The organism is Rhodococcus sp. YH1 (assembly GCF_009939605.1).
GTDB classification, from domain to species: Bacteria; Actinomycetota; Actinomycetes; order Mycobacteriales; family Mycobacteriaceae; genus Rhodococcus; species Rhodococcus aetherivorans.
Genome location: NZ_WVTE01000233.1, coordinates 1 through 25,917 on the forward strand (window position 1 = coordinate 1; position 25,917 = coordinate 25,917).

Annotated in this window: 25 protein-coding genes; 5 read left to right on the top strand and 20 right to left on the bottom strand. The window is 71.6% G+C overall.

Going from position 1 to position 25,917, the window contains the following annotated elements; genetic code table 11:
- The coding region (lepA, locus tag AIIKEEIJ_RS20700; protein ID WP_338020997.1) for a translation elongation factor 4 at positions 1 to 1,252 on the bottom strand (1,252 nt) is incomplete at its 3' end.
- A 187-nt stretch (positions 1,253 to 1,439) separates the two neighbouring features.
- On the opposite strand from lepA, the gene AIIKEEIJ_RS20705 reads away from it, so the two are divergent.
- Entirely contained in the window at positions 1,440 to 2,009 is a 570-nt protein-coding gene (locus AIIKEEIJ_RS20705; protein ID WP_072635503.1) for a type II toxin-antitoxin system PemK/MazF family toxin, read from the top strand.
- A gap of 12 nt (positions 2,010 to 2,021) precedes the next feature.
- Here AIIKEEIJ_RS20705 and AIIKEEIJ_RS20710 read toward each other — a convergent pair whose 3' ends face one another.
- The 4 genes from AIIKEEIJ_RS20710 to AIIKEEIJ_RS20725 all read right to left on the bottom strand — a co-directional run bounded on the left by AIIKEEIJ_RS20710 (position 2,022) and on the right by AIIKEEIJ_RS20725 (position 6,493).
- Positions 2,022 to 2,903, bottom strand: a complete 882-nt coding sequence (locus AIIKEEIJ_RS20710) for an aquaporin (RefSeq protein WP_029544368.1) — start codon at positions 2,901 to 2,903, stop codon at positions 2,022 to 2,024.
- Positions 2,904 to 3,033: 130 nt separating this feature from the next.
- The gene (locus AIIKEEIJ_RS20715) at positions 3,034 to 3,864 is read right to left on the bottom strand and encodes a transglutaminase family protein (protein WP_029544370.1); all 831 of its coding nucleotides are present in this window, start codon (positions 3,862 to 3,864) and stop codon (positions 3,034 to 3,036) included.
- 8 nt (positions 3,865 to 3,872) lie between these two features.
- Positions 3,873 to 4,844: an alpha-E domain-containing protein gene (locus AIIKEEIJ_RS20720; protein WP_006933787.1), complete on the bottom strand. Its 972-nt coding sequence runs from the start codon at positions 4,842 to 4,844 to the stop codon at positions 3,873 to 3,875.
- Entirely contained in the window at positions 4,844 to 6,493 is a 1,650-nt protein-coding gene (locus AIIKEEIJ_RS20725) for a circularly permuted type 2 ATP-grasp protein (RefSeq protein WP_006933779.1), read from the bottom strand. The genes AIIKEEIJ_RS20720 and AIIKEEIJ_RS20725 overlap by 1 nt, the downstream gene beginning before the upstream one ends.
- A gap of 190 nt (positions 6,494 to 6,683) precedes the next feature.
- Between AIIKEEIJ_RS20725 and rpsT the strand changes: the two genes are divergently transcribed.
- On the top strand, positions 6,684 to 6,944 hold the full coding sequence (gene rpsT, locus AIIKEEIJ_RS20730) for a 30S ribosomal protein S20 (RefSeq protein WP_003937021.1): 261 nt from the start codon (positions 6,684 to 6,686) through the stop codon (positions 6,942 to 6,944).
- A gap of 62 nt (positions 6,945 to 7,006) precedes the next feature.
- Here rpsT and holA read toward each other — a convergent pair whose 3' ends face one another.
- From holA to AIIKEEIJ_RS20800, 14 genes are all read right to left on the bottom strand, one after another.
- Positions 7,007 to 7,975 (bottom strand): DNA polymerase III subunit delta, encoded by a 969-nt coding sequence (gene holA, locus AIIKEEIJ_RS20735; RefSeq protein ID WP_006933777.1) that lies wholly within the window; start codon positions 7,973 to 7,975, stop codon positions 7,007 to 7,009.
- The gene (locus AIIKEEIJ_RS20740; RefSeq protein WP_065922448.1) at positions 7,972 to 9,510 is read right to left on the bottom strand and encodes a ComEC/Rec2 family competence protein; all 1,539 of its coding nucleotides are present in this window, start codon (positions 9,508 to 9,510) and stop codon (positions 7,972 to 7,974) included. The genes holA and AIIKEEIJ_RS20740 overlap by 4 nt, the downstream gene beginning before the upstream one ends.
- Complete coding sequence (locus AIIKEEIJ_RS20745) at positions 9,507 to 10,328, bottom strand: ComEA family DNA-binding protein (RefSeq protein WP_029544380.1); 822 nt, start codon at positions 10,326 to 10,328, stop codon at positions 9,507 to 9,509. The genes AIIKEEIJ_RS20740 and AIIKEEIJ_RS20745 overlap by 4 nt, the downstream gene beginning before the upstream one ends.
- A 92-nt stretch (positions 10,329 to 10,420) precedes the next feature.
- Positions 10,421 to 11,239 carry a DegV family protein gene (locus AIIKEEIJ_RS20750; protein ID WP_029544382.1) on the bottom strand — a complete coding sequence of 273 codons (819 nt, stop codon included), beginning with the start codon at positions 11,237 to 11,239 and terminating at the stop codon, positions 10,421 to 10,423.
- A 5-nt stretch (positions 11,240 to 11,244) separates the two neighbouring features.
- Positions 11,245 to 12,018, bottom strand: coding sequence for a diglucosylglycerate octanoyltransferase (gene octT / locus AIIKEEIJ_RS20755; RefSeq protein WP_065922447.1), 774 nt, complete (start codon positions 12,016 to 12,018; stop codon positions 11,245 to 11,247).
- Positions 12,005 to 12,583: a histidine phosphatase family protein gene (locus AIIKEEIJ_RS20760; RefSeq protein ID WP_238406505.1), complete on the bottom strand. Its 579-nt coding sequence runs from the start codon at positions 12,581 to 12,583 to the stop codon at positions 12,005 to 12,007. The genes octT and AIIKEEIJ_RS20760 overlap by 14 nt, the downstream gene beginning before the upstream one ends.
- Positions 12,584 to 12,654: 71 nt before the next feature.
- Complete coding sequence (gene rsfS, locus AIIKEEIJ_RS20765) at positions 12,655 to 13,134, bottom strand: ribosome silencing factor (protein WP_152103950.1); 480 nt, start codon at positions 13,132 to 13,134, stop codon at positions 12,655 to 12,657.
- Positions 13,131 to 13,913 (bottom strand): nicotinate-nucleotide adenylyltransferase, encoded by a 783-nt coding sequence (nadD, locus tag AIIKEEIJ_RS20770; RefSeq protein ID WP_080688406.1) that lies wholly within the window; start codon positions 13,911 to 13,913, stop codon positions 13,131 to 13,133. The genes rsfS and nadD overlap by 4 nt, the downstream gene beginning before the upstream one ends.
- 19 nt (positions 13,914 to 13,932) lie before the next feature.
- Positions 13,933 to 15,384 carry a vWA domain-containing protein gene (locus AIIKEEIJ_RS20775; protein ID WP_043796479.1) on the bottom strand — a complete coding sequence of 484 codons (1,452 nt, stop codon included), beginning with the start codon at positions 15,382 to 15,384 and terminating at the stop codon, positions 13,933 to 13,935.
- A gap of 1 nt (position 15,385) precedes the next feature.
- Entirely contained in the window at positions 15,386 to 16,267 is an 882-nt protein-coding gene (locus tag AIIKEEIJ_RS20780; protein WP_006933754.1) for an AAA family ATPase, read from the bottom strand.
- A gap of 80 nt (positions 16,268 to 16,347) precedes the next feature.
- A complete protein-coding gene (locus AIIKEEIJ_RS20785; protein ID WP_161996474.1) occupies positions 16,348 to 17,652 on the bottom strand; it encodes a glutamate-5-semialdehyde dehydrogenase in 1,305 nt (434 codons plus the stop codon).
- 30 nt (positions 17,653 to 17,682) lie between these two features.
- Complete coding sequence (locus AIIKEEIJ_RS20790; protein WP_006933750.1) at positions 17,683 to 18,789, bottom strand: D-alanine--D-alanine ligase family protein; 1,107 nt, start codon at positions 18,787 to 18,789, stop codon at positions 17,683 to 17,685.
- Between the two features lie 49 nt (positions 18,790 to 18,838).
- Complete coding sequence (locus AIIKEEIJ_RS20795; RefSeq protein WP_006933748.1) at positions 18,839 to 19,960, bottom strand: cystathionine gamma-lyase; 1,122 nt, start codon at positions 19,958 to 19,960, stop codon at positions 18,839 to 18,841.
- A gap of 4 nt (positions 19,961 to 19,964) precedes the next feature.
- Complete coding sequence (locus AIIKEEIJ_RS20800; protein ID WP_006933747.1) at positions 19,965 to 20,963, bottom strand: NAD(P)H-dependent glycerol-3-phosphate dehydrogenase; 999 nt, start codon at positions 20,961 to 20,963, stop codon at positions 19,965 to 19,967.
- Between the two features lie 115 nt (positions 20,964 to 21,078).
- Between AIIKEEIJ_RS20800 and cofC the strand changes: the two genes are divergently transcribed.
- From cofC to AIIKEEIJ_RS20815, 3 genes are read left to right on the top strand one after another with little or no spacing between them, the layout of a single operon-like run.
- Positions 21,079 to 21,759, top strand: a complete 681-nt coding sequence (cofC, locus tag AIIKEEIJ_RS20805) for a 2-phospho-L-lactate guanylyltransferase (RefSeq protein ID WP_043796499.1) — start codon at positions 21,079 to 21,081, stop codon at positions 21,757 to 21,759.
- A gap of 50 nt (positions 21,760 to 21,809) precedes the next feature.
- Entirely contained in the window at positions 21,810 to 24,026 is a 2,217-nt protein-coding gene (locus AIIKEEIJ_RS20810; protein ID WP_029544397.1) for an RNA degradosome polyphosphate kinase, read from the top strand.
- An 8-nt stretch (positions 24,027 to 24,034) separates the two neighbouring features.
- The gene (locus AIIKEEIJ_RS20815) at positions 24,035 to 24,973 is read left to right on the top strand and encodes an NUDIX hydrolase (RefSeq protein WP_029544399.1); all 939 of its coding nucleotides are present in this window, start codon (positions 24,035 to 24,037) and stop codon (positions 24,971 to 24,973) included.
- Between the two features lie 98 nt (positions 24,974 to 25,071).
- Here the strand turns inward: AIIKEEIJ_RS20815 and AIIKEEIJ_RS20820 are convergent, their stop codons facing one another.
- On the bottom strand, positions 25,072 to 25,806 hold the full coding sequence (locus tag AIIKEEIJ_RS20820; protein ID WP_043796505.1) for an HU family DNA-binding protein: 735 nt from the start codon (positions 25,804 to 25,806) through the stop codon (positions 25,072 to 25,074).
- Positions 25,807 to 25,917 lie beyond the last annotated feature (111 nt).

The window sequence follows — 25,917 nt, forward strand, 5'->3', positions numbered from 1 at the left end:
CGCCGCGCCGCGACTGGCACAGTTCCATGATCGAACCGATGAACTCGCTCGGGGAGATGATCGTGCACTTGACGATCGGCTCGTAGATTTCGCGGGCCTTGCCCTCGGGCCAGTCCGACGGGTTGGTGACGATGTGCTCCTGCCCGCCCTCGAGCACCACGCGGTAGACCACGTTGGGGGCGGTGGAGATCAGGTCGAGGCCGAACTCGCGCTCGAGCCGCTCCCGGGTGATCTCCATGTGCAGCAGGCCGAGGAAGCCGCACCGGAATCCGAAGCCCAGAGCCACCGACGTCTCGGGTTCGTAGGTGAGCGCGGCGTCGTTGAGCTGCAACTTGTCGAGAGCGTCGCGCAGGACGGGGTAGTCCGACCCGTCCACCGGGTACAGGCCGGAGTAGACCATCGGGCGGGGCTCGCGGTAGCCGGTGAGCGGCTCGGCGGCGCCGCCGCGGGCAGAGGTGACGGTGTCGCCGACCTTCGACTGGCGCACGTCCTTCACGCCGGTGATGAGATAGCCGACCTCGCCGACGCCGAGACCGGCGGTGGCCTTCGGCTCGGGCGAGACGATGCCCACCTCGAGCAGCTCGTGGGTGGCGCCGGTGGACATCATCTTGATCTTCTCGCGGGGCACGATCTTGCCGTCGACCACACGCACGTACGTGACGACGCCGCGGTAGGTGTCGTACACCGAGTCGAAGATCATCGCGCGGGCCGGCGCGTCGGGGTCGCCGACCGGCGGCGGCACCTGCCGGATCACCTCGTCGAGCAGTTCCGGCACGCCCACGCCGGTCTTGCCCGACACGCGCAGCACGTCCTCGGGCTCGCAGCCGACGATGTGGGCGAGCTCGGCGGCGTAGCGGTCCGGGTCGGCCGCGGGCAGATCGATCTTGTTCAGGACCGGGATGACCGTCAGATCCTTGTCGAGAGCGAGGTAGAGGTTCGCGAGGGTCTGCGCCTCGATGCCCTGGGCGGCGTCGACGAGGAGCACCGCGCCCTCGCATGCCTCGAGCGCACGGGAGACCTCGTACGTGAAGTCCACGTGCCCGGGCGTGTCGATGAGGTGCATCACGTAGTCCTCGCCGTCGACCTGCCACGGCAGCCGCACGTTCTGGGCCTTGATGGTGATCCCGCGCTCGCGCTCGATGTCCATCCGGTCGAGGTACTGGGCCCGCATCTGGCGCTCCTCGACCACACCGGTGAGCTGCAGCATGCGGTCCGCGAGCGTCGACTTGCCGTGGTCGATGTGCGCGATGATGCAGAAGTTCCGGATCTTCGCGGGGTCCGTGAACGTGGTGTCGGCGAAGGTGCTGATGTCGGGCTCCTGACTCGGACGGGCAGCGGCCCTGGCGGGACGCGGTCACCCCTGCAGAATATCCAAGTCGCGGCGGGTCCGGTCCCGCGGCCGCACCTGCGCGGCCCCGCACGCCGCTAAGCTCGCCGACGTGGCTGGCACATGGAAGAAACTGGGCAGGCAACTGGGACGGCTCGCGGTCGAGCAGGGACCGCGATTGCTCGAGCAGGTGCAGCGCTCCGGCGCCCTCGACCGGGCCCGGACCGCGCTCGGCTCCGGTGCCGCCGACACCGCCCGGCCGGTCCCGAAGCCCGGCCGCCCGGTGACCTCCCACACCGCTCCCACCGCGCAGCGCGCCCGGCGGATCGCCTACGCCCCCGACCTCGACGGCCGCGCGGACCCCGGCGAGATCGTGTGGACGTGGGTGGCCTACGAGGAGGACGCGACCCAGGGCAAGGACCGGCCCGTGCTCGTCGTCGGACGCAACGGTGGCACCCTGCTCGGCCTGATGCTGTCGTCGAACAACGACCGGGACGGTCACCGCGACTGGCTGGCCCTGGGCAACGGCAACTGGGACGCGGGCAGCCGGCCCAGCTGGGTCCGCCTGGACCGCGTGCTGGACGTGCCCGAGGAAGGCATCCGGCGCGAAGGCGCGGTGCTCGACCGGGCCCGGTTCGAGCAGGTCGCCGCGCGCCTTCGCGCCGAGTACGGCTGGCAGTAGCCGGCCCTCGCCTTACCGCCGGCGGGCGCCCGCCACCCGCGCCGTGGACGGCCGCAATCCGGCGAACCGCCCGAACAGCGACCGGTAGACCAGCGCCCCGAGGGCGCCGCCGATCAGCGGGAACAGGATGAACAGCCAGAGCTGTCCGAGCGCGCCGTCCTGGTACGGCGCGACCGCGATGCTCCGCGCCGGATTGACCGAGGTGTTGTCGATCGGGATCGAGACCAGGTGGATCACCGCCAGGGTGAATCCGATCGACACCCCGGCCAGCAGGACGTCCGAGGCCTGGTCCGTCGCGGCGAGCACCACGAACACCAGCAGCGCGGTAAGCAGCACCTCGACGACCATGGTCGCCCCGATCCCGTAACCCTCGACGAGCACACCGCCGAGCGGGCCCTCCACCGCCGACGGGCTGTGCGGGCCCCAGCCGTTGGCGCCGAGCCCCTGCGCGGCCCGGTCGTAGGTGGGCAGCGACTGCGCCACCGAGTAGATCGTCACGCCCGCGACGAGGCCGCCGAGGACCTGGGCCACGACGTAGAACACCGCCCGCTTGAGGGTGACCTGGCCGATCGCGAGCTGGCCGACCGTCACCGCCGGGTTCACATGGCATCCGGAGATCGGCCCGATGGCGTAGACGAGGAACAGCAGGGTCAGCCCGAACGCCAGCGCGACGCCGAGATTGCCGACCTTGTCCCCGGCGAACACCGCCGTGCCGACCGCGGAGAAGACCAGCACGAACGTGCCGATCGCCTCCGCGGCGTACTTCTTGGCGTCCGAGAATTCGTCCTTCTCCACGGCCTCGAGCGCGGTCTCGTGCTCGGTCTCGTGCTCGGCGGCCCCGGGTGCCCGGTCCGCCGCCCGGCCCTCGTGGCCCGTCTCGCGTTCGTTCGTCATGCGCCCACCTCGCGTCGTGCGGTCCCGCGGGACCGGATCCGATGTGTCGAACTTCGGCACTGGCGAGCACCGCGGGTCGAAGACGGGCTCACAGGCCGCACAGCACTACCGCAACAAGACACAGCGGACACTACGCAAGCCGGGTGACCTCCACAACAACGTCGAGTGCCGTCGAACCGCCGCCGGAGTAGATGCCCTTCAGCGGCGGCACGTCCGCGTAGTCCCGGCCGGTACCGACGGACACGTGCTGTTCACCGACGACCGTGGCGTTGGTCGGGTCGTAACCCCACCACGAACCGGTCCAGGCCTCGACCCACGCGTGCGACTCCCCCGCGACGGTCGCCCCGACGGGGGCAGCGGCCGTCGGATGCAGGTATCCCGACACGTACCGGCTGGGAATTCCCATGCCGCGCAGCAGGAGCAGCGTCAGGTGCGCATAGTCCTGGCAGACCCCCTCGCGTTCCTCGAAGGCCTGCACGGCCGAGGTGTGCACCCCCGTCGTGCCGGGGACGTAGGACATCTCGTCGTGCACCCACTGCGCCGCGGCCAGCACCGCGGCCACCGGATCGGCACCCTTGGCGATCTGCCGGGCGACCCTGGCGAGACCGCGATCGGCCGGCACGTACCGCGACGGCAGCAGCACCTCGTCGTAGCGGTCCCGGTTCTCCTCGCTGCGCAGTTCGTCCCATCCGATCGCCTCGTCGGGCACCGCGGTCTCCTCGGTCTCCACCACCGACAGTCCGGTCACCTCCAGCGAGGTGTGCGGCGCGTGCAGGTCGAACGCGGTCACCGCCGTGCCCCAGTAGTCGACGTACCGGTACGACCGTGTCGCCGGGGTGGTCTCGACCCGGTTCAGCACGACGGTCTGCCGGCTGTCCGCGCGGGGCGTGAGCCGTACCTCGTTGTACGACGAGGTGACCGGCGCGTCGTACGCGTACCCCGTCTTGTGGACCACTCGCATCCGCCAGGTCACAACTCACCCTCCACGATCGTCTCCCCCTGTGCCGCGCCGGCATCGGTCCAGGCCACCCACGGCGCTGCGTGGAAGTACTGCAGCGCGATCGCCTCGCCGACCTGCCGGCACATCTCCTGCAGCGACTGCAGGCGCGTCTGCAGATCCTCGAGCAGCCGTCCGGGGGCGAGGAACTCGAGTTCGCTGCGGGCACGGCCGAGCAGACGTTGCGCCTCGTCCCGGGCACCGATCCGGCTGTGCGGATGCCGGTCGAGCGCACCGAGGCACCGCTCGGCCTCGCTGATGGCGAAGAACACCGACCGCGGGAACAGCCGGTCCAGCAGCATGAATTCGAGCACCAGGCTCGCGTCGAGGGCACCGCGGTAGGTGCGCAGGTAGGTGTCGTGACCACCGACCGACCGCAGGACCGTCGCCCACGTCGGCGAGCCCGGGCGGTCGCCCGCCCGGGAGAGCAGCAGCCGTACCACCATGTCGACGCGTTCGATGGACCGGCCCAGCAGCAGGAAGCGATAGCCGTCGTCGCGGCTGAGCGTCGAGTCCGCCAGGCCCGCGAACATCGCCGCACGCTCCTCGACGTACCGGAAGAACTCGTGCGGTCCGAGCCGCTGGGCGGCCCGCTTGCGCTCGGCGAGACCGTTGTAGGTGGCGTTCAGGCACTCCCACATCTCGCTGGAGGTGACCTCGCGGGCGCCGCGGGCGTTCTCGCGCGCGTGCGCGACGGAATCGACGATCGACCCCTGCCCCTGCCGGTCGAACGCGATCAGGTCGACCACGGTGGACACGTCCAGCACGCCCGGCGGCTCGGCGAATCCGAGTACCCGCAGCAGCTGCCGGCAGGTGCGGTCGGGGTCGACCGTGGAGTCCTCGAGCAGCTGGTGCACCGCGACGTCCATGATGCGGGCGGTGTCGTCGGCGCGTTCGACGTAGCGGCCGATCCAGAACAGGGACTCGGCATTGCGGGCCAGCATCAGCGCCCACCCCCGAGCCCGCTCTGCTGCTGCTGTTGTTGCTGTTGCTGTTGTGGGCCGCCGATGTCGGGTCCGTGCTCGACCTGCGCGCCGTGCGCCGGCCGGTCGACCACCTGGGCGCCGCCGAGTTCTCGTTCCTCCCCGGAACTGCGCGCGGCGAGCACCCACGTGTCCTTGCTGCCGCCGCCCTGGCTCGAGTTCACCACGAGCGACCCTTCGGGCAGCGCGACGCGCGTGAGACCGCCGGGCAGCACCCACACCTCCTCCCCGTCGTTGACGGCGAAGGGCCGCAGGTCCACGTGACGCGGCGCGAGCCGGTCCCCCACCCGGGTGGGAACGGTGGACAACTGCACGACGGGCTGGGCGATCCAGCTGCGCGGGTCGTTGCGGATCTTGCGGGTCATGGTCTTCAGCTCGGCGGGCGAGGCGTCGGGACCGAACACGATGCCGTACCCGCCGGAGCCTTCCACCGGCTTGATCACGAGTTCGTCGAGACGGTCGAGCACCTCCTCGCATTCCTCGTCCAGCCAGCAGCGCAGCGTGTCGACGTTGGGCAACAGCGGCTTCTCGCCGAGGTAGTAGTCGATGATCTCGGGGACGTAGGTGTAGACGAGCTTGTCGTCGCCGACACCGTTGCCGACGGCGCTCGAGATCACGACGTTGCCGGCGCGGGCGGCGTTGAGGATGCCGGCGACGCCGAGCACGGAGTCGGGACGGAACTGCATCGGATCGAGGAAGGCGTCGTCGATCCGGCGGTAGATCACGTCGACCTGCCGTTCGCCTTCGGTGGTGCGCATGTAGACCGCGTTGTCACGACAGAACAGGTCCCGGCCCTCGACGAGTTCGACACCCATCTGCCGGGCCAGCAGGGAGTGCTCGAAATACGCGGAGTTGGCCACGCCGGGGGTCAGCACCACCACGGTCGGGTCGGCGGCGTTGAGCGCGGCGGCCGCCCGCAGCGCCCGCAGCAGGTGCGAGGCGTAGTCGCCGACGGGACGCACCCGGTGCTCGCGGAACAGGTCCGGGGCGATCCGGGCCATCACCCGCCGGTTCTCCATGACGTACGACACCCCGGACGGCGAGCGCAGATTGTCCTCGAGGACCCGGAACGTGCCGTTCTCGTCGCGGATCAGGTCGATGCCCGCGACGTGGATCCGGACGCCGTTGGGCGGGACGATGCCGACGGCCTCGCGGTGGAAGTGCTCGCACGAGGTCACCAGCCGCTTGGGGATGACGCGGTCGCGGAGGATGTGCTGCTCGCGGTAGACGTCGTCGAGGAACATCTCGAGCGCCTTCACCCGCTGGGTGATGCCCCGTTCGAGGCGGGCCCACTCCGCCGCCGCGATGACCCGGGGCATCAGGTCGAGCGGGAAGGGCCGCTCCTGTCCGGACAGGGAGAAGGTGACGCCCTGGTCGGTGAAGGCGCGGCCGAGGGCCTCGGTGCGCGCCGCGAGCTCGTCGGCGCCGGTGGAGACGAACCGTTGGTGCAGCCGCCGGTAGGGGGCTCGCACCCCACCGGCCTCGTCGAACATCTCGTCGAACGCGAGCGTGTAGCCGGGCACGTCGCGATAGCCGTCGAACACCCCGTCGGAACGCCTGCGCGAGCGGGAGCGGTCGGGGGGTCGGGCGACGGTCGTTCGGCTGCTCATGCCCGAAATCCTGCTACAGGATGCCGGGCTGTGCAGTGCCGGAAACCCGCTTGTCACCTGCCCGTCACCACCGGCGGTTCCGGCGCCCGGTTTGGGGTTTGCGACAGGCCGCTGGTATCGTGGTCCGTCGGTGCCGTAGTGCGCCCAGAGCTTTCCGACCAACTACCAGCAAGACGACAGGATTTTACGCGTGGCCAACATCAAGTCCCAGGTGAAGCGGATCCGCACCAACGAGCGCAACCGACTCCGCAACCAGTCGGTCAAGTCCTCGCTGCGCACGGCGATCCGTTCCTTCCGCGAGGCCGCGGCCGCCGGTGACAAGGACAAGGCCACCGAGCTCCTCGTCTCCACCAGCCGCAAGCTCGACAAGGCTGCCAGCAAGGGCGTGATCCACGCCAACCAGGCCGCCAACAAGAAGTCCGCCCTGGCCAAGGTCGCCAACGGACTCTGAGGTAGAACGCAAGCTCTGCTCCGGAAGCCGCCCCGTCCTTCGGACCGGGCGGCTTCCGTCGTCTAGTGGGTCCGGCCGGCCAGCCCCGCGACGCGGCGCACGGCGCGCTCCACCGCGTAGTCGGCGTCCGCGGCCGCGCCCTTGACGTCGGCATTGAGGTCGGCCACGACCTGCAGCGCCGCCCCGATCGATCCCGGGTCCCACGCGCGTGCCTGGGCCTGAGCCTTCTTCACCTTCCACGGGGGCATCCCGAGCTCGGATGCCATCTTGAACGGGTCCCCGCGCCCGGCCGAGCCGACCCGCGCGATCGTGTGGACAGCATCCGCGAGGGCGTCGGCGAGCAGGACGTGCGCGACGCCCCGATGCGTCGCCCACCGCAACGATTCCAGCGCCCCCGGCTCGTCGCCCGCCACGGCCTTCTCGGCCACCTCGAACCCGGTGACCTCGGCCTTGCCGGAGTAGTAGCGCTGCACGGCTGCGGCGTCGATCTTGCCGCCCGTGTCGGCGACCAGCTGGCTGCACGCCGCTGCCAGCTCCCGCAGGTCGGAGCCCACGGCGTCGATGACCGCCTGTACGACCTCCGGCGCGACCCGCACACCCGCCGCGCGAAACTCCGCACGCACGAAGTCCACCCGCTCGGCCGCCTTGGTGATCCTGGCGCACTCGTGGGTCTCGGCGCCGCACTTCTGCAGGGCGCCCACCATGGCCTTCGCGCGGCCGCCGCCACTGTGCAGGACGACCAGGGAGACCCCCTCGGGCGGTTCGGTCGCCGCATCGAGGATCAGCGCGACGGCGTCCTTGCCGGCCTCCGCGGCGGATTCGAGGACGACCACCCGGTCCTCGGCGAACAGCGACGGGCTCAGCAGCTCGGCGAGTTCGGCCGCGCCGGCGTCCCCGGCGCGCAGCCGCGAGACGGGTAGCTCGGACCCCGCACCCGTCCGCGCCCGGACGTCACCGACGATCCGCGCGACGGCGCGTTCGACGAGGAGGTCTTCGTCACCGAGCACGAGATGCAGCTGCGGGTTGCTCACGGATCGATCGTGCCACGACGGCCGGACATCACCGCCGGTGCCCCGGGCCGGCGTCCACGCCACAGTCGCGGCAGGCACCGGGCGGCGACGAGCCCGCCCCCGACGGCGACTGCTCCGCCCACGCCTCCGGGCACGGGCACCTCGGCCAGGGGCAGGTCGGCCGCGCGGTCCGCCACCTCGAGGATCCACCACAGCATGGGTGCGGTGCCGCGGGCGAGCAGCTCCGCCGCCGTCGGCGACGCCGTGGAGACCACCGCGACGGTGGTACCGAGCACGGTCAACGGCGGAAGTACCGGCGCGACGAGGATGTTGGCCGCGACCGCCACGACGCTGACGGTGCCGGACAGTGCGGCGACGATCGGGGCGGTCACGACGAACGCGGCCGCCGAGACGGCGCACACCTCCGCCGCCGAGCGGGGCCAGCCGCGGGCCCGCAGCCGGGTCACCCAGGCGGGCGCCACCAGCACCAGCCCGGCGGTGGCCGCGACCGACAGGGCGAACCCGACGTCCGTCGCGAGTTCCGGTGCGGCGACGAGCAGGGCGCCGACCGCGCCCGCGAGGGCCGGCAGGCCGTGCCGGCGCCGGCCCGTCACCAGAGCGAGCAACCCGATCGCTCCCATCGCGGCGGCGCGCAGCACACTCGGCGACGGGCGCACGACGACGACGAACGCCACCAGCGCGACCGCCGCGAGCGCCGTGCCGGTGCGGGGGCCGAGGCCGAGGCCCCGCACGGCGAGGAGCACCGCGCCGAGGACGATGCTGACGTTGGCCCCGGACACCGCGGTCAGGTGGGTCAGTCCCGCCACCCGGAAGCTCTCCCGGACGTCGTCGGACAGCCGTGAGGTGTCGCCGACGACGAGGCCCGGCAGGAGCCCGGCCGCAGCGGGCGGGAGCACCGCTCCGGACGCCGAGGCGAGCCGCTCGCGGATCCGTCCCGCCCACTGCTGCACCCGCGAGGGGGCCTGCACCGATCGGGGCGGGCCGTCGACACGGACCACGGCCACCGTCAGATCCGCGCCGTCCGGTTCGGCGAGCCGTCCGCGCAGGGTGATCCGCTGGCCCGGCAGCAGCTCCGCCCACTCGTCGACAGGGGCGAACACCACGACGGCGCCGCCGCCCGAGTACCGGTCGGGTCCCAGCTCGGCGCGGTGCAACGTTGCCGGCACCAGCACCTGGTCCCCGCCGAACGCACTGTCTCCCAGTCTTTTCGGGTCCTCCGTCGGTTCGACCACCAGGGTGGCCCAGCCGGCGCGTGCGGCCGCGGCGGCGAGTGGATGCGTCTCGGCCGCCCACACCCGCAGTGCGACCGCCGCCGAGAATCCGGCAGCGACGACGAGAGCGGCGAGCAGCGGCCGGGCCGCGGCACGAAGCCGTCGTCGCCGTGCCACGACGACCGTGGCCACCGCGCACACGGCGGCCGTCGCCGCGATCCCGAACGAGACCCGCCAGCCGGCGTGCAACCCGAGCGCGGTTGCGGCCCACGCCGCGACCGCGCCCGGCACCAGTCGCGCGTCGTCGCGGTCGGGCGCGGTCACACCACGACCAGCGTCCGCAGGCGTGCCAGCCGAGCGGGACCGATCCCGTCGACCTCGGCGAGCTGTTCGATGTCGGTGAACGGCCCGTTGTCCCGGCGCCACGCGACGATCGCGGCCGCGGTGACGGGACCGACGCCGGGCAGCGCATCGAGCGTCGCCTCGTCGGCGGTGTTGAGGTTCACCGGCCCCGCCCCGGGGGCGGCGCCGGGCTCCCCGACCCCACCCTCGCCGCCGGAGCCGGACACCCCGCTCGCCGGCGGAACCGGCGGCGACGCACCCACCACGACCTGGTCTCCGTCCGCGAGCCGCTGCGCCAGATTCAGGGTGGCCAGGTCCGCACCGTCGAGGGTGCCGCCCGCGGCGGCGAGGGCGTCGGCGACCCGCGCGCCGGGCGCGACCCGCACCAGGCCGGGCTTGCCCACCAGGCCCACCACGCTGACCACCACCTCGTCCGGCGCCGTGTCCTGCCGGGACGCAACGGGGTCGGCCGCCGGTGCCGCAACCTCCACCGCCGGCAGCGGCGGTACCGGCTCCGCGACGGGACGATCGCCCCAGACCACGACGAGCGTGGCCAGCACCGCCACGACACCGACCGCGGCGAGGGCCCCAGCCCCACCCCGGCCGGTCTGCCAGCGCGCCGCGCGCAACCGCTCGAGCGGACCCGGCGGCTCGACGGTGCCGGCCGGGTCGTACCACGGGTGCGGGTCGTCGTCCGCCTGGTGCGGGATCGTCGGCGCCGCCGATGCCCGATCGCCGGCGGACCGGGCGATCGCGTCGAGCCGGCTGCGCACGAGATCGTGCTCGTCGCTGCTGCCCATGGCGCGACGCTAACCGGATCCGGCCGCCGTCCACGTGGCCGCCGAAGCGATCCGGCGAATCTGTGGATGAATCGTGTGCCTGTGGACAACCCCTACGCGCGGGAGACGACCACCCCGACGGCGCCGGGACCGACGTGTGCGCCGAGAACCGCGTCGAGTTCGGACACCGACAGCGCGGTGCCGGCGGGCAGCCGCTCGGCGAGCTGTGCGACGAGCTGTTCGGCGCGTTCGGGGGCCTCGCGGTGGTGGACGGCCACCGCGGTCACCGGGTCCGCGGTGTCGACGACGCCGTCGACCAGCTTCGCCATCGCCTTGGTCATGGTGCGGGTCTTCTCCCGCAGCACCAGCCGGCCGTCGACGAGGTGGAGCACCGGCTTCATCGCCAGAGCGGTGCCCAGCAGGGCCGTGGCGGTGCCGATGCGGCCGCCACGGCGCAGATGGTCGAGCCGGTCGACCACCAGCAGGGTCCGGCTGCGGGCGGCGACCTCCACAGCCCGTTCGTAGACGGCCCGCACGCTCGCACCGGACCGGGCCAGCTCCGCCCCCGCCAGGGCAGCGAATCCCAAACCCATTGCGGTGGTTCGACTGTCGACCAGCTGTACCCGGTCACCGAGGGCGTCGGCGGCGTAGCGGGCGGCCGACCAGGTACCCGACAGCTCACGGGACAGGTGCACGGCGACCACGCCGTCGCCACCGCTGTCCGACAGCGCCTCGGCGTACGCCTCCGTCAGTTCGGCCGGGGAGGGACCGGAGGTGGTGACGCCGGACAGGTCGGCGGGCAGATCGTCCACGCCCTCGCGCAATTCGACACCGTCGACGATCACGTGCAGCGGCACGACACGGATGTCGTACCGCTCCACCATTTCCGGGTCGAGACAGCACGACGAGTCGGTCACCACTACTACAGACACGCCGCCTACCGTATGTCCTCCGCGGCGGCGCGCGCATCCCGGCGCACCATCCGTACCGCCTCGAGAACCGCGGCGGCCACCTCGCTGTGCCCGCCCCAGCCCCAGTGGATGCCGTCCGGGTTCGCCGCGCCGGAGTGGATGTCCGCGTGCACGGCCTCACCGAGATCGACCAGGGGAACCGACTTTTCGGACGCCCAGCGGTTGATCGCCCGGGCCGCGGCGGGACGGCCGCGGTGCACGGCGCGGTACTGCTCGCTGCGATGCACCGACGGCAGCGTGCCGATCACGGGCAGGTCCGGCCGCATGTACCCCAGCGACGCGCGGATGGTTTCGAGGTAGTCCACGCTGACCCGGGGCGGCAGGGCCACCGGCCAGCCGAGGGGCGAGAGCCGGGGCTGCAGCCATCCGTAGGTCTCCCGCACGACGCGGCGCAGGCGCGGCGGCCGCACGTAGCGCAGGGTCTCCCGCAGCGCCGTCGGCAGAGGGGACGGCAGGGTGTCCATGCCGCCCACGGCCAGCACGACGGCACCGGCCCGCGGGATCGTCGCCCACACGCGTGGGTCCTGCGTCATCGCCCACCACGCGTCGCGTGTCGTCCACCCGATCCGCGCGACGAGTTCGACGTCCCAGTCGAGTTCCCGCGCCACGATGTTCGGCCAGATCCGCGGATGGTCCGCCGGCAGTCCGCCCTTCGGACCGTAGTAGCTGAGCGAGTCACCGATCACGAGCAGCGTCGGCCGCTGCGGCCCGGCCACCGGCCGTGGGTCAGAGGACGTCATCGGCCGCCACCGTAGCCGTCGCGTTCCACACGTCGAGCCGCCACGCGGGCTGGTCCCCGTATCCGCTGAGCTGGACCCAGCCGGTGTTGCCGAGTCCGCCGAGGACCGGCCACCGGTCGACCGGGAGATCGAGCAGTGCGGCGGTCAGTGCCGCGATCAGTCCGCCGTGCGCGACGACGATGATCGGCCGCTGCACCCACTGCTCGTGTTTGTCGAGCAGTTCCTGGATCACCGGGGCGCTGCGCCGGGCCACGTCGACCCGGCTCTCCCCCTCGGGAGGCGCCCAGGTGGCGTCGGCCCGCCACGCTGCCCGCGCCCCCGGGGACACCGAGTCCACGTCGTGGTGGGTCAGGCCCTGCCACCGGCCGAGGTGGGTCTCGCGCAGCCGCGGATCGATCGCCACCGGCAGGCCGGCCTGGTCACCGAGTTCGACGGCGGTGTCGTAGGCGCGCCGCAGATCGGAGGAGACGATCGCCACGGGCCGGTGCTCGACGAGGATCCGGGCGGCGGCCACGGCCTGACGCCGCCCCAGCTCGGACAGCTCGGTATCGAGCTGCCCCTGCATCCGGCTGGTGGCGTTGTACTCGGTCTGCCCGTGACGCACCAAGATCAGGCGCCGGACCGGTACCCGATGGGTCACCGGTCGCCCGGCGTGTCGTCCGCGGTGGGCGTGGCGTCGTCGGCCGCGGGCGACCCCGCGCCGGTGTCGTCGGCCGCGGGCGACCCCGCGCCGGTGTCGTCGGCCGGCGCGGGAGCGCCGATGCCGTCGACGGTGATCACCGGGCAGTCCTTCCACAGCCGGTCGAGTGCGTAGAAGTTGCGTTCGTCGTCGTGCTGAATGTGTACCACCACGTCGACGTAGTCCAGCAGCGTCCAGCGACCCTCGCGGGTGCCCTCGCGCCGCACGGGCTTGTGGCCTGCCAGCCGCAGCTTCTCCTCGACGTTGTCGACGATGGCGTTGACCTGACGCTCGTTGGCCGCGGAGGCGATCACGAAGCAGTCGGTGATGACCAGTTGCTCGGACACGTCCAGCACCACGACATCGGTGGCCAGTTTCTCGTCGGCCGCGCGGGCCGCGATGCGTGCCATCTCGATGGCTTCTGCAGTTGCCGTCACTGCGTGGTCTTCCTCTCGGGGTGGGGGTGGGACTCGGGGTGGGGGTGGGACTCGGCGTGGGGATATGACACGGTCGCCGCCCCGTCGAGGCGCCGCGAGTTCGCGGGCCGGTACAGGTTGCGCTTGGTGATGTACTGCACCACCCCGTCCGGCACCAGGTACCAGATGGGCCTGTGGTCACGCACCCGCGTCCGGCAGTCGGTCGAGGAGATCGCCAGCGCGGGGATCTCGACGAGACCGACGGTGTCGGCGGGCAGCTTCTCGAGGTGTTCGGCGAGATGCTCGACGTGCAGGTCGTAGCCCGGACGCGACACTCCCACGAACCGGGCCAGCTCGAACAATTCGGTCCAGTTCTGCCACGACAGGATCGAGGCGATCGCGTCGGCGCCGGTGATGAAGTACAGCTGGGCGTCGGGCATCAGCGAACGCAGGTCGCGCAGCGTGTCGACAGTGTAGGTGGCCTTGTCCCGCTCGATGTCGACCCGGCTGACGGAGAACCGCGGATTCGAGGCGGTCGCGATGACCGTCATCAGATAGCGGTCCTCGGCCGTGCTGACCTCGCTCCCCGACTTCTGCCACGGCTGTCCGGTGGGCACGAACACGACCTCGTCGAGGTCGTACCGGTCGGCCACCTCGCTGGCTGCGACGAGGTGCCCGTGGTGGATGGGGTCGAAGGTGCCGCCCATGACACCGACGCGACGTCGTGTGTCACCGACGCCGTGTCGTGTGTCACCGTCGCGACGTCGCGGCGCCGGATTCGGGGCGGATGGCTCATGCACGATTGTCCAGCTTACGGGTTCACACCGGCAGCAGGCCCGCCACCACCTGCGCGAGCTGCTGCGCGGACCGGCACTCGTGCATCGTGATCACCTCGCCGTACGCCTTCGCCGCCGAATCTCCGGTTCCCCATTGGCCGCGGGGTTCCGGGTTGAGCCAGTGGGCGTGCCGGGCGACGGCCACCAGGTGCTCGAGGGCGCCGAGGTTGGGATCGCGGTAGTTGGTCCGCGCGTCGCCGAGCACGAGCAGGGAGCTGCGGCTGGTGAGGCTGTGCGCGTACCGCTCGGTGAACACGCCCAGCGCGTGACCGTAGTCGGAGTGGCCGTCGTAGGCGATCAGCTCGGCCTCGCGCAGCATCCGCGACATGGCGGCCCCGAGGTCGGCGCCGGCGGAGAAGTGGTGGGTGACCTCGTCGGTGCTGTCGATGAACGCGAACACCCGGACGCGGGAGAACTGCTCGCGCAGGGCATGCACGAGCAGCAGGGTGAAGTGGGAGAAGCCGGCGACCGACCCGGAGACGTCGCAGAGCACCACCAGCTCCGGACGGGCCGGGCGCGGCTTGCGGTTGACCAGGTCGATGGGCACCCCGCCGGTGGACATCGACTTGCGCAGCGTCCGGCGCAGATCGATCGCTCCCGCACGGGCCCGCCGCCGGCGCGCGGCGAGCCGGCTCGCCAGCAGCCGCGCCAGCGGGGTGACGCTGCGGCGCAGCGCGGTGAGCTCGGCGTCGGTGGCACGCAGGAAGTCGACCTCCTCGGCGAGCTTGGGCACCCCGTAGGTGGCGACGCGGTCGCGTCCGACCTGTTCGGCGGTGCGGCGACGCGTCTCGCGCTCGACCATGGCCCGGAAATCCGCCACTCGGCGCGCCGCCGTGCGGCGCGCCACCTCGGTGGCGTACTCGGTGTCCTGAGCCCGCTCCTCCGGGCCGGCGTTGCCGAGCAGGCCCTCGAGGATCTTCGAGACCAGCGTTTCGGGCGACACCTGGCGCAGCGCCTGGTACGCCGAGAACGACGGTCCGTTGCCCGAGGTGTACTGCCCCAGCTCCTCGACGATCTGCGCGGTCAGCAGCTCGACGAGCTCGACCGCGTCGGCGGAGTCGTCGGCGAGTATCTCGGCGATCAGATCCCGCAGCGCCTCGAAGTCGATCTCGCCGTCCGGGGTGCGCGGCAGCGCCGGATCGATCCCGCCGGCCTCGCGGCGGCCGACCGCTGCCGGGAACCACAGGTCGAACAGGGCATCGAAGGTCGGGCGGTGGGTGGGCCGGCGCAGCAGCGCGCACGCCAGCCCCTCGCGGAGGGCGTCCCGGTCGAGCAGGTCGAGCACCGACATGACCCGGCCGGCATCGACGGTCTCGGACGGTCCTACGGGAATGCCGCGGCGGCGCAGTGCCTCGACGAACCCGACCAGGTGGCCGGGCAGGCCGTGCGGCGCCGCAGGCCCCTGGTCCCGCACCGGCGGGCGTGCCCCGGCCATGTCAGTTCAACCGCAGCTCGGCCGCGGCCCGCAGCTGATCGGACTGGTGTTTGAGGATCACCCCGAGCGTGGCCCGCACGGCGGCGTCGTCGAGGGTGTCGAGGCCCAGGGCGAGCAGCGTGCGGCCCCAGTCGATCGTCTCCGCCACCGACGGCAGCTTCTTGAGCTGCATGCCGCGCAGCACCCGGACCGTGCGCACGAGCTGCTCGGCGACCGTCTCGGGCAGCTCCGGTACCCGGCTCGCCAGGATGCGGCGCTCGAGGTCGGCGTCGGGGAAGTCGAGGTGCAGGAACAGGCAGCGTCGCTTGAGTGCCTCGGACAGCTCCCGCGTCGCGTTCGAGGTGAGCACCGTGAAGGGCTTGCGGGTGGCGCTGATGGTGCCGAGCTCGGGCACGGTCACCGCGAAATCGCTGAGCACCTCGAGCAGCAGACCCTCGATCTCCACGTCCGCCTTGTCGACCTCGTCGACCAGGAGCACCGTCGGATCCTCCCGGCGGATGGCGGTCAGCAGCGGGCGCGGCAGGAGGAACTCCTCGGAGAACACGTCCTGCTTCGTCGCGTCCCAGGAATGGTCGGTGCCGGCCTGGATCCGCAGGATCTGCTTGGCGTGGTTCCACTCGTACAGCGCCCGCGACTCGTCGACACCCTCGTAGCACTGCAGCCGCACCAGCTCGGCGCCGGAGGTCTGCGCCACCGCCCGGGCGAGCTCGGTCTTGCCCACCCCGGCGGGGCCCTCGATGAGCAGCGGCTTGCCGAGGCGGTCGGCGAGGAACACCGCGGTGGCCGTGGCCTTGTCGGCGAGGTATCCGGTCTCGGCGAGGCGGTCGATCACCTCGTCGACGTCGGCGAAGATCGGCGGGGTGGTCGGCAGCGCACGGTCCACGCTGTGTCCTTTCGTCGGGGCCGGCCCTGTCGGGTCCGGGTCTCGTCCGGTCCGGTCTCGTCGAGCGCTGTCGCGAACCCTCAGGCCGGCCGGGTGTGGCCGTCGCCCCACACCACCCACTTGGTGGAGGTGAGTTCCGGCAGTCCCATCGGGCCGCGGGCATGCAGCTTCTGGGTGGAGATGCCGATCTCGGCACCGAACCCGAACTGCTCGCCGTCGGTGAACGCCGTCGAGGCGTTGACCATAACGGCTGCGGCGTCGACCCGCGCGGAGAACTCCCGGGCGGCCGCGAGGTCGGCGGTGACGATGGCCTCGGTGTGGCCGGTGCCGTACCGGTCGATGTGCGCGACGGCCGCGTCGAGGTCGTCGACGACGGCGAGCGCGATGTCGAGGCTCAGGTACTCCTCCGCCCAGTCGGCCTCGGTGGCCGGCTCGAGGCCGGGCAGGTCACCGTGCACGGTGACGCTGTGGTTCTGCAGCACCTGCAGCAGCCGGGGTACGGCGGTGTCGGCGACGGCCTTGTCCACCAGAATCGTCTCGGCGGTGTTGCACACGCTGGGCCGGCGGGTCTTGGCGTTGACGACGATCTTCTCGGCCATGTCCAGATCGGCCGACGCGTGCACGTACACGTGGCAGTTGCCCACGCCCGTCTCGATGGTGGGCACGGTGGCGTCGCGGACGACGGCGGAGATCAGGCCGGCACCGCCGCGCGGGATGACGACGTCGACGAGTCCGCGTGCCTGGATGAGGTGCGTGACCGAGGACCGGTCCGCGCTGGGCAGCAGTTGTACGGCGTCCTCCGGCAGCTCCTGCATCGCGAGGGCGCCGCGCAGGGCCTCGACGAGGGCGGCGTTGGAGTGGGCTGCCGACGACGACCCGCGCAGCAGGGCCGCGTTGCCGGACTTGAGGGCCAGGCCGAAGGCGTCGACGGTGACGTTGGGCCGGGCCTCGTACACCATCCCGACGACGCCGAGCGGCACCCGCATCTGCCGGATCTCGAGGCCGTTGGGCAGGGTCGAGCCACGGACCACCTCGCCGATCGGGTCGGGCAGCCCCGCGACCTGCCGCAGCCCCGCCGCGATGCCCTCGACGCGGGCCTGCGTCAGCCGGAGCCGGTCGAGCAGGGACTCCTCGGTGCCCGCCGCGCGGGCGGTCTCGATGTCCTCGGCGTTCGCGGCGAGCACCGCGTCGGACGCGGCGAGCACCGCGTCCGCGGCGGCGTCCAGGGCGGCGTCCTTCTGCGCGGTGGTGAGCAGGGCGAGCCGGCGGGAGGCGACGCGGGCGCGACGGGCCGCGGCGTGCACGGCCTCGCGGGTGTCCCCGGCGCCGGTCGCCCGGACGTCCCCGGAAACGGTTGCAGATGAGTCAGGGGTCACGGCAGTCATGGCCCCCAGACTAGTCCGCGCCAGGGCGGATCAGCGCAGCCCGGTCCCCCGCGCCAGGGCGGTGTCCACCAGCGTGGACAGCAGCGTGCGGTACTCGAGACCGCTGGCCTCCCACATACGCGGGTACATCGAGATCGACGTGAACCCGGGCATGGTGTTGATCTCGTTGATCACGGGCCCGTCCTCCGTGACGAAGAAGTCGACGCGGGACAGGCCCTGGCAGTCGAGGGCGCGGAAGGCGCGGACCGCGAGCTCCCGGATCCGGTCGGAGACGTCGTCGTCGAGCTTGGCGGGCACGTCGAACTCGCACACGTCGTCGAGGTACTTGGTGTCGAAGTCGTAGAACGCCTCGTGATCGCCGGACGGGTCGGGCATCCGGATCTCGGCGACGACACTGGCGCGCACGTCGCCGTCGGGGAACTCGAGCACGCCGCACTCGACCTCGCGACCGACGATCGCGGATTCGACGATCACCTTCGGGTCGTGCCGGCGGGCCTTCTCGATCGCCGCGTCGAGCGCCGCCCAGTCGGCGACACGGCTGATCCCGATGGAGGAGCCGCCGCGGGCGGGCTTGACGAAGACCGGGAGGCCGAGACGCTGTTTCTGCTCCTCGGTGAGGGTCGCGGCGCCGGGGCGCAGCACGATCTGGAATCCGACGGGCAGACCCTCGGCCGCGAGCAGCTTCTTGGTGAACTCCTTGTCCATCCCGGCGGCGCTGGCGAGCACGCCGGGTCCCACATACGGAACGCCGGCGAGCTCGAGCAGCCCCTGGATCGTGCCGTCCTCGCCGTAGGCGCCGTGCAGCACCGGGAACACGACGTCGACGGAGGCGAGCACCTTGCCGAACTCGCCCTCGTCGAGGGCGACGATGTCACCGGCCCGAGTGGGGTCGGCGGTGAGCACCAGGGCCGTTCCCTCCGCGTCGACGGTCGGCAACTCGCGGCCCGCCTTGGCGAGCCGTTCGGGATCCGTGTCGGCGAGCACCCAGGCGCCGTCGGTGGTGATGCCGATCGGGACGGCCTCGTAACGCTGCGGGTCGAGGTGGCGCAGGATGCTGCCCGCCGAAACGCAGGAGACGGAATGTTCGTTGCTGCGGCCGCCGAAGACGACGGCCACCCGGATACGGGGTGTGCTCACGGCACAAACCGTACCGGTGCCGCCGCCCCGGTAGATACCCGAGTCCTGCTCAGCACCGGGAGAGCGCGCGGTCGAGATCGTCGAGCAGGTCGGCGGTGTCCTCGATCCCGCAGGACAATCGCACGAAGCCGGCCGGTACGGGATCGCCCCAGCGGGCGCGCCGGTCGGCGGTGGTGTGGATGCCCCCGAAACTGGTCGCGGCGGTGACGAGCTCGCTCGCCGCGACGAACCGGTGGAACTGCTGTTCGCCGTCGAGCCGGAACGTCACCAGCGGCCCGAACCGGCGCATCTGTGCCGCGGCGACGGGGTGGGCGGGATCGTCGCCCAGACCGGGGTAGCGGACGCCGCGCACGGCGGGATGCTCGCGCAGCATCGACGCCGCGGCGAGCGCGTTGGCGCACTGCCGGTCGAAGCGCAGCCCGGCGGTGCCCAGGCTGCGGTGCGCCAGCCACGTCTCGAACGGGCCGAGGACGGTCCCGGAGAGCAGGCGCTCCCGGTCGAGGGCCGGCACGAGTGCATCGTCGGCGACAGCGAGGTACCCCATCAGCAGATCGCTGTGCCCGCTGAGCGATTTCGTGCCGCTGGCGACGACGATGTCCGCGCCCAGCGCGAGCGGCTGCTGCCCCAGCGGGGTGGCGGTGGTGTTGTCCACCAGCAGCAGGGCGCCGGCCGTCCGGCACAGCGCCGCGGTGGCGCGCAGATCGACGACGTCCAGTCCCGGGTTCGACGGGGTCTCGGCCAGCACGAGCGCGCCCTCGCCGGCGCCGGCGAGGACAGCGCGGAGACTGCCGTCGCCGAACTGGGCGGCGGTGAGTTCGTGGACCGTGATCCCGAGGGGCTCGAGGCGTTCCCGCGCGTATTCGCGCACCTGGTAGTACCCGTCGGCGGGGACGACGACGGTGCCGCCGCCACGGGTCAGCGCCCGCAGCGCGACGGTGACCGCGGACATCCCGGACCCGACGACCCGGGCCGCGGCCGCGCCCTCGAGCGCGGCCAGCGCGGATTCGAGGGCACGCCAACCGGGATTCGAGGCGCGGGCGTAGGTGTCGGTCTCCGTGCCCTCCGCGCCGAGCTGGTAGGGGGCGGCGAGGACCGGACCGGGCTGCAGCGGAGCCCCTGGAATATGTTCGGCAGCAACCGCTTTCACGCAGCGTGTGGAGTCACCCGGCACGGTCTCACTCCGGCTTGATCCGGCGGCCGAGCAGCAGCCCGATCGCCTCGGGCACCGACATGCCCTCGTAGCAGACGCGGTGCACGGCGTCGGTGAGCGGCATCTCCACGTCGTAACTGGCCGCCAGCGCCCGGACGGAGGTGCACGACTTGACCCCCTCGGCCACCTGGCCGTGCGTGGCCTCCTGGGCGCTTTCGAGCGTCCCTCCCCTGCCCAGTCGCTCCCCGAACGAACGGTTACGCGACAGCGGCGAGGTGCACGTGGCCACGAGGTCGCCGACACCCGCCAGCCCGGCCAGGGTGGTCGGCTTGGCACCGAGGGCAGTTCCCAGCCGGGTGATCTCGGCCAGCCCACGGGTGATGATGGAGGCGATCGTGTTGTCGCCGAGGCCGACACCGGCGGCCATGCCGCACGCGAGCGCGATGACGTTCTTGCACGCGCCGCCGATCTCGCAGCCGATCACGTCGGTGTTCGTGTAGGGCCTGAAATACCCTGTTGCACATGCTCTTTGAATCTCGAGCGCCCGAGTGGAGTCGGAACACGCGATCACCGTGGCGGCGGGCTGCCGATCGGCGATCTCGCGGGCGAGATTCGGCCCGGACAACACCGCGATGCGGTCGTGTTCGGCACCGGTCACCTGGGCGATCACCTGACTCATCCGCATGAGGGTGCCGCCCTCGATGCCTTTCGCCAGGCTCAGCAGGGTCGCGTCGGAACCGATGTCGTCGCGCCACGCCCCGAGATTCGCGCGCAGCGTCTGCGACGGCACCGCGAGGACGAGGAAGTCCACTCCGTCGAGTGCGACGCGGTGATCCGCGGTGGCGCGCAACGTCGAGGGCAACTCGACGCCCGGCAGATAGTCCGGGTTCTCGTGCCGGGCGGCGATCGCCTCGGCCACCTCCGCGCGCCGCGCCCAGATCGTCACGTCCGTTCCGGCCTCCGCCAGTACCTTCGCGAAGGCCGTCCCCCACGACCCCGCACCCAACACCGCAGCCTTGCTCACGCAGTCCCCTTACTCGTGTCCGATCCCGTCCGCAGACCACCGCCGCGACCGCTCCAGTATCGCCCACCGCCGCGCCCGCGACCGTCCTCGTCGCCGACTGGCAGAATCGACGACCATGACCGCCGCGCACGCGCTGATTCCCGTCAAGGCCCTCGGCCTGGCGAAGTCGCGGCTGGCGCACGTCCTCGACCCCGGCACCCGAGCGGCCCTGGTGCTCGCGATGCTCGACGACACCCTCCACGCGGCGCTGGCGGTCGAGGGGCTCGCCGTCACCGTGATCACCACCGACGCCGATGTCGCCGCGCTGGCTCTCCGCGCGGGGGCGCACACGCTCGCCGATCCCCCCGCCGTCGACACGGCCGGCACCGCCGTCGATCCGCTGAATGCGGCGCTCGCCGCTGCGGCCCGGCGGGTGCGGTCCCGCGAGCCCGGCGTGGATCTGGTCGCGCTGCACGCGGACCTGCCGGCCCTGCGGCCCGCCGAACTGTCCGCGGCCCTGACCGCGGCGCGCGAGGTCGGCCGGGCGGTCGTCGTGGACCACACCGGCACCGGCACCTCGGCGCTGCTGCACTGCAGGACCGAACCGCTGCACCCGCTGTTCGGTCCGGACTCGGCGCACCGTCACGTGCGGGCGGGAGCCCACCCCCTGGCCGGGGACTGGCCGGGACTGCGGCTCGACGTGGACACCGTCGCCGATCTCGAGGCCGCCACGGCGCAGGGCGTGGGGCCCGCGACGGCCTCGGCTCTGGAGCGGATCGGATGGCCGATGCCCGTTCGTCATCCCGACTTCGGGTGACGTACGTCGACGGATTGTCCGCCGTTCCGAAACTGAGGGATGATCGACGTGTGAAACACGGCGATTCCACGGACCAGCGCATCGACACCGAACCTCCCGGGTTCGCCGGGGCATCCGGCGACGGCGGAGCCGGACTCGACGGCACCACCGCCACCCGTTCGGCCTCGGCGCCGAGTGCCCCGCCCGCAGCCACGATGCTGCAGGCGGTCGCCGACGGCTTGCCGCTGGACCGCTACCTCAACCGGGAACTGAGCTGGCTCGACTTCAACGCGCGAGTGCTCGCGCTGGCCGAGGACACGTCTCTGCCGCTCCTCGAACGCGCCAAGTTCCTTGCGATCTTCGCCTCGAACCTCGACGAGTTCTACATGGTGCGTGTCGCCGGCCTCAAGCGCCGTGCCGAAACCGGCCTGTCGGTCCGCTCCGCCGACGGGCTGTCGCCACGAGCGCAACTCGCGCTCATCGCGCGCAGCACCCAGGAGATCGCGCGCCGGCACGCTCTCGTCTTCCTCGATTCGGTCCTGCCCGCCCTGACCGCCGAAGGCATTTCCATCATCGACTGGGAGGATCTGACCGACGACGAAAAACAGCGCCTGACCGCGTACTTCGTCGAGCAGGTGTTCCCGGTACTGACGCCCCTCGCGGTCGATCCGGCACACCCGTTCCCGTACATCAGCGGGCTGAGCCTCAACCTCGCTGTCACCGTGAAGGATCTGGAGTCCGCCGGGGAGCACTTCGCGCGGGTGAAGGTGCCGGACAACGTCGATCGCTTCGTCCGGGTCCGCCGGGAAGGCTCCCCGGACGAGATCGACGCGTTCCTGCCTCTCGAGGAACTCATCGCGGCACATCTCGACGTGCTGTTCCCCGGCATGGAAATCGTCGAGCACCACGCCTTCCGGGTCACGCGCAACGCCGACTTCGAGGTCGAGGAGGACCGCGACGAGGATCTCCTCCAGGCGCTCGAGCGGGAACTCGCCCGTCGCCGCTTCGGTTCTCCCGTGCGTCTCGAGGTCGCCGACGACATGACCGAGCACATGCTCGAACTGCTGCTGCGCGAGCTCGACGTCGATCCCGCCGACGTGGTGCAGCTGCCGGGACTGCTGGACCTGTCGAGCCTGTGGCAGGTGCACGGCGTGGACCGCCCCGACCTGAAGGACCGGCCGTTCGTGCCGGCCACGCACCCCGCGTTCGGCGAACGCGAGACCCCCAAGAGCGTGTTCTCGACGCTGCGCGAGGGCGACGTGCTGGTGCACCACCCCTACGACTCCTTCTCCACCAGCGTGCAACGGTTCATCGAGCAGGCCGCAGCCGACAGCCAGGTGCTCGCGATCAAGCAGACCCTCTACCGCACCTCCGGCGACTCCCCCATCGTCAACGCACTGATCGCCGCGGCGGAGGCCGGCAAGCAGGTGGTGGCGCTGGTGGAGATCAAGGCCCGCTTCGACGAGCAGGCGAACATCAAGTGGGCCCGCAAGCTCGAACAGGCCGGCGTGCACGTGGTGTACGGCCTGGTGGGACTGAAGACCCACTGCAAGACGTGCCTCGTGGTCCGCCGGGAGGGCTCGCTCATCCGCCGCTACTGCCACATCGGTACCGGCAACTACAACCCGAAGACCGCCCGGCTCTACGAGGACGTCGGCCTGCTCACCGCCGCCCCGGAGATCGGCGCGGACCTGACCGATCTGTTCAACACGCTCACCGGTTACTCGCGGATGGCGAAGTACCGCAACCTGCTCGTGGCCCCGCACGGCGTGCGGGCGGGCATCATCGAACGGATCGACGCCGAGATCGAGCACCACGCGGCCGGTCGCGACGCCCGGATCCGCCTGAAGGCCAATGCGCTGGTCGACGAGCAGGTCATCGACGCGCTGTACCGCGCCTCCTGCGCGGGGGTGCCGGTGGAGATCGTCGTGCGCGGCATCTGCGCGCTCAAGCCCGGAGTACCCGGACTGAGCGAGAACATCACGGTGCGGTCCATCCTCGGGCGGTTCCTGGAGCACTCGCGCGTCCTGCATTTCCGGGCAGCCGACGAGATCTGGATCGGCAGCGCCGACATGATGCATCGCAACCTCGATCGCCGGGTGGAGGTGATGGCACAGGTGAAGGATCCCCGACTGGCGGCGCAACTCGACTCGATCTTCGAGTCGGCGCTCGACCCGGCCACCCGGTGCTGGACGTTGCGGGCCGACGGAACCTGGCTCGCGTCGCCGGCTCCCGGAACCGCGGCCCGTGACCATCAAGAAGAGCTCATGCGTAGCCGTAGCTCCTGATCGGAAGGATGTCGGTGTCCCCCGTTTCCGACAACGCAATGCGAGCCAACATCTTCGCCGCCGGGGCTGTCCTCTGGCGACGGAATCCGACCGACCGGAACCGTTTCGACGTGGCGGTCGTGCACCGGCCGCGTTACGACGACTGGTCCTTCCCCAAGGGCAAGCTCGATCCCGGCGAGACCCCGATCGTCGCCGCCCTGCGCGAGATCGAGGAGGAGACCGGGATTTCGGCGCGTCTCGGCCGGTATCTCGGCAAGGTCACCTACCCGGTGCCGGGTCACCGCAAGCTCAAGCGGGTGGACTACTGGGCCGCCGAGAAGTGCAGCGGGGAGTTCACCCCCAACGACGAGGTCGACGAGCTGCGCTGGCTCGCACCCGACGACGCCTTCGCGGCCCTGTCGTACCCGATGGACCACACGGTGCTGCGCCGCTTCCAGGCCCTGCCGCCGGACACGGCGACGGTGCTGATCGTGCGGCATGCCAAGGCCGGCAGCCGCAGGAATCACCGGGGCGACGATCGGGACCGGCCGCTCGACGCGGCGGGCCGTGCCCAGGCCCAGGCCCTCGTTCCGCAACTGCTCGCGTTCGGCGCCGACAGCGTGGTCGCCGCGGACCGGGCACGCTGCGTGCAGACGGTGCAACCGCTCGCGGACCGGCTCGGGATCGACGTTGCCGTCGAACCCTCCCTCACGGAGGAGGAGTACAGCGCCGACCCGCAACTCGGGCGCAAGCGGGTGCTCGACCTCGCCCAGCGCGGCGGGGTGCCGGTGATCTGCAGCCAGGGCAAGGTGATCCCGGACCTTGTGCAATGGTGGGCCGAGCACGACGGGATCACCGCGCCGAACACGCGTAACCGCAAGGGCAGCACGTGGGTGCTGTCGCTCGCCGGCGACCGGCTCGTCGCGGTGGACCACATCGACAGCCCGCTGCCCGCCGGGCCCGCCTGAACGCGCTTCGGCGGCCATCGAGGTTCCCCCCGATGGCCGCCGAACGGACGGTATCCGGTTGGCAGCCCTAGTTCTCGGCAGCCCTACTCCCAGCAGCCCTACTTCTTGGCTGCAGCCTTCCGGGCCGGCGCCTTCTTGGCCGCGGTGGTCTTCTTGGCCGGAGCCTTGGCCGCGGTGGTCTTCTTCGCCGCGGTGGTCTTCTTGGCCGCGGTGGTCTTGGCCGGAGCCTTGGCCGCGGTGGTCTTCTTCGCCGCGGTGGTCTTCTTGGCCGCGGTGGTCTTGGCCGGAGCCTTGGCCGCCGTGGTCTTCTTCGCCGCCGTGGTCTTCTTGGCCGCGGTGGTCTTGGCCGGAGCCTTGGCCGCCGTGGTCTTCTTCGCCGCGGTGGTCTTGGCCGGAGCCTTGGCCGCCGTGGTCGCCTTCTTCGCCGGAGCTGCCTTGGCGGCAGTCTTCTTCGCCGCCGCGGTCTTCTTGGCCGCGGTCTTCTTCGCGGCCGCGGTCTTCTTCGCCGCGGCAGCCGCGCCCCGCTTGACGGCCGGACCGGTCGCGGGGAGCTTCTGGCTGCCGGCGATGACCGCCTTGAACTGCGCGCCGGGGCGGAACGCCGGCACCGACGTCGGCTTGACCTTCACGGTCTCACCCGTGCGCGGGTTGCGCGCGACCCGCGCCGCGCGGCGGCGCTGCTCGAAGACGCCGAAGCCGGTGATCGTGACGCTCTTACCCGAGTGCACTGCGCGCACGATCGCGTCGACCATGTGCTCCACGGCCGCCGTTGCAGTGCGCCTGTCCGAACCGAGTTTTTCGGTCAGAACATCGATCAGCTCTGCCTTGTTCATTGCATTCCTCCGCACATAACGGTCCACCGTCAGACCGACTCGAGTCCACGGTAGACCCGCAAACGGGCAAGAGTCTATGTGCCACGCCAATTCTCATGCAAATTACAGGCG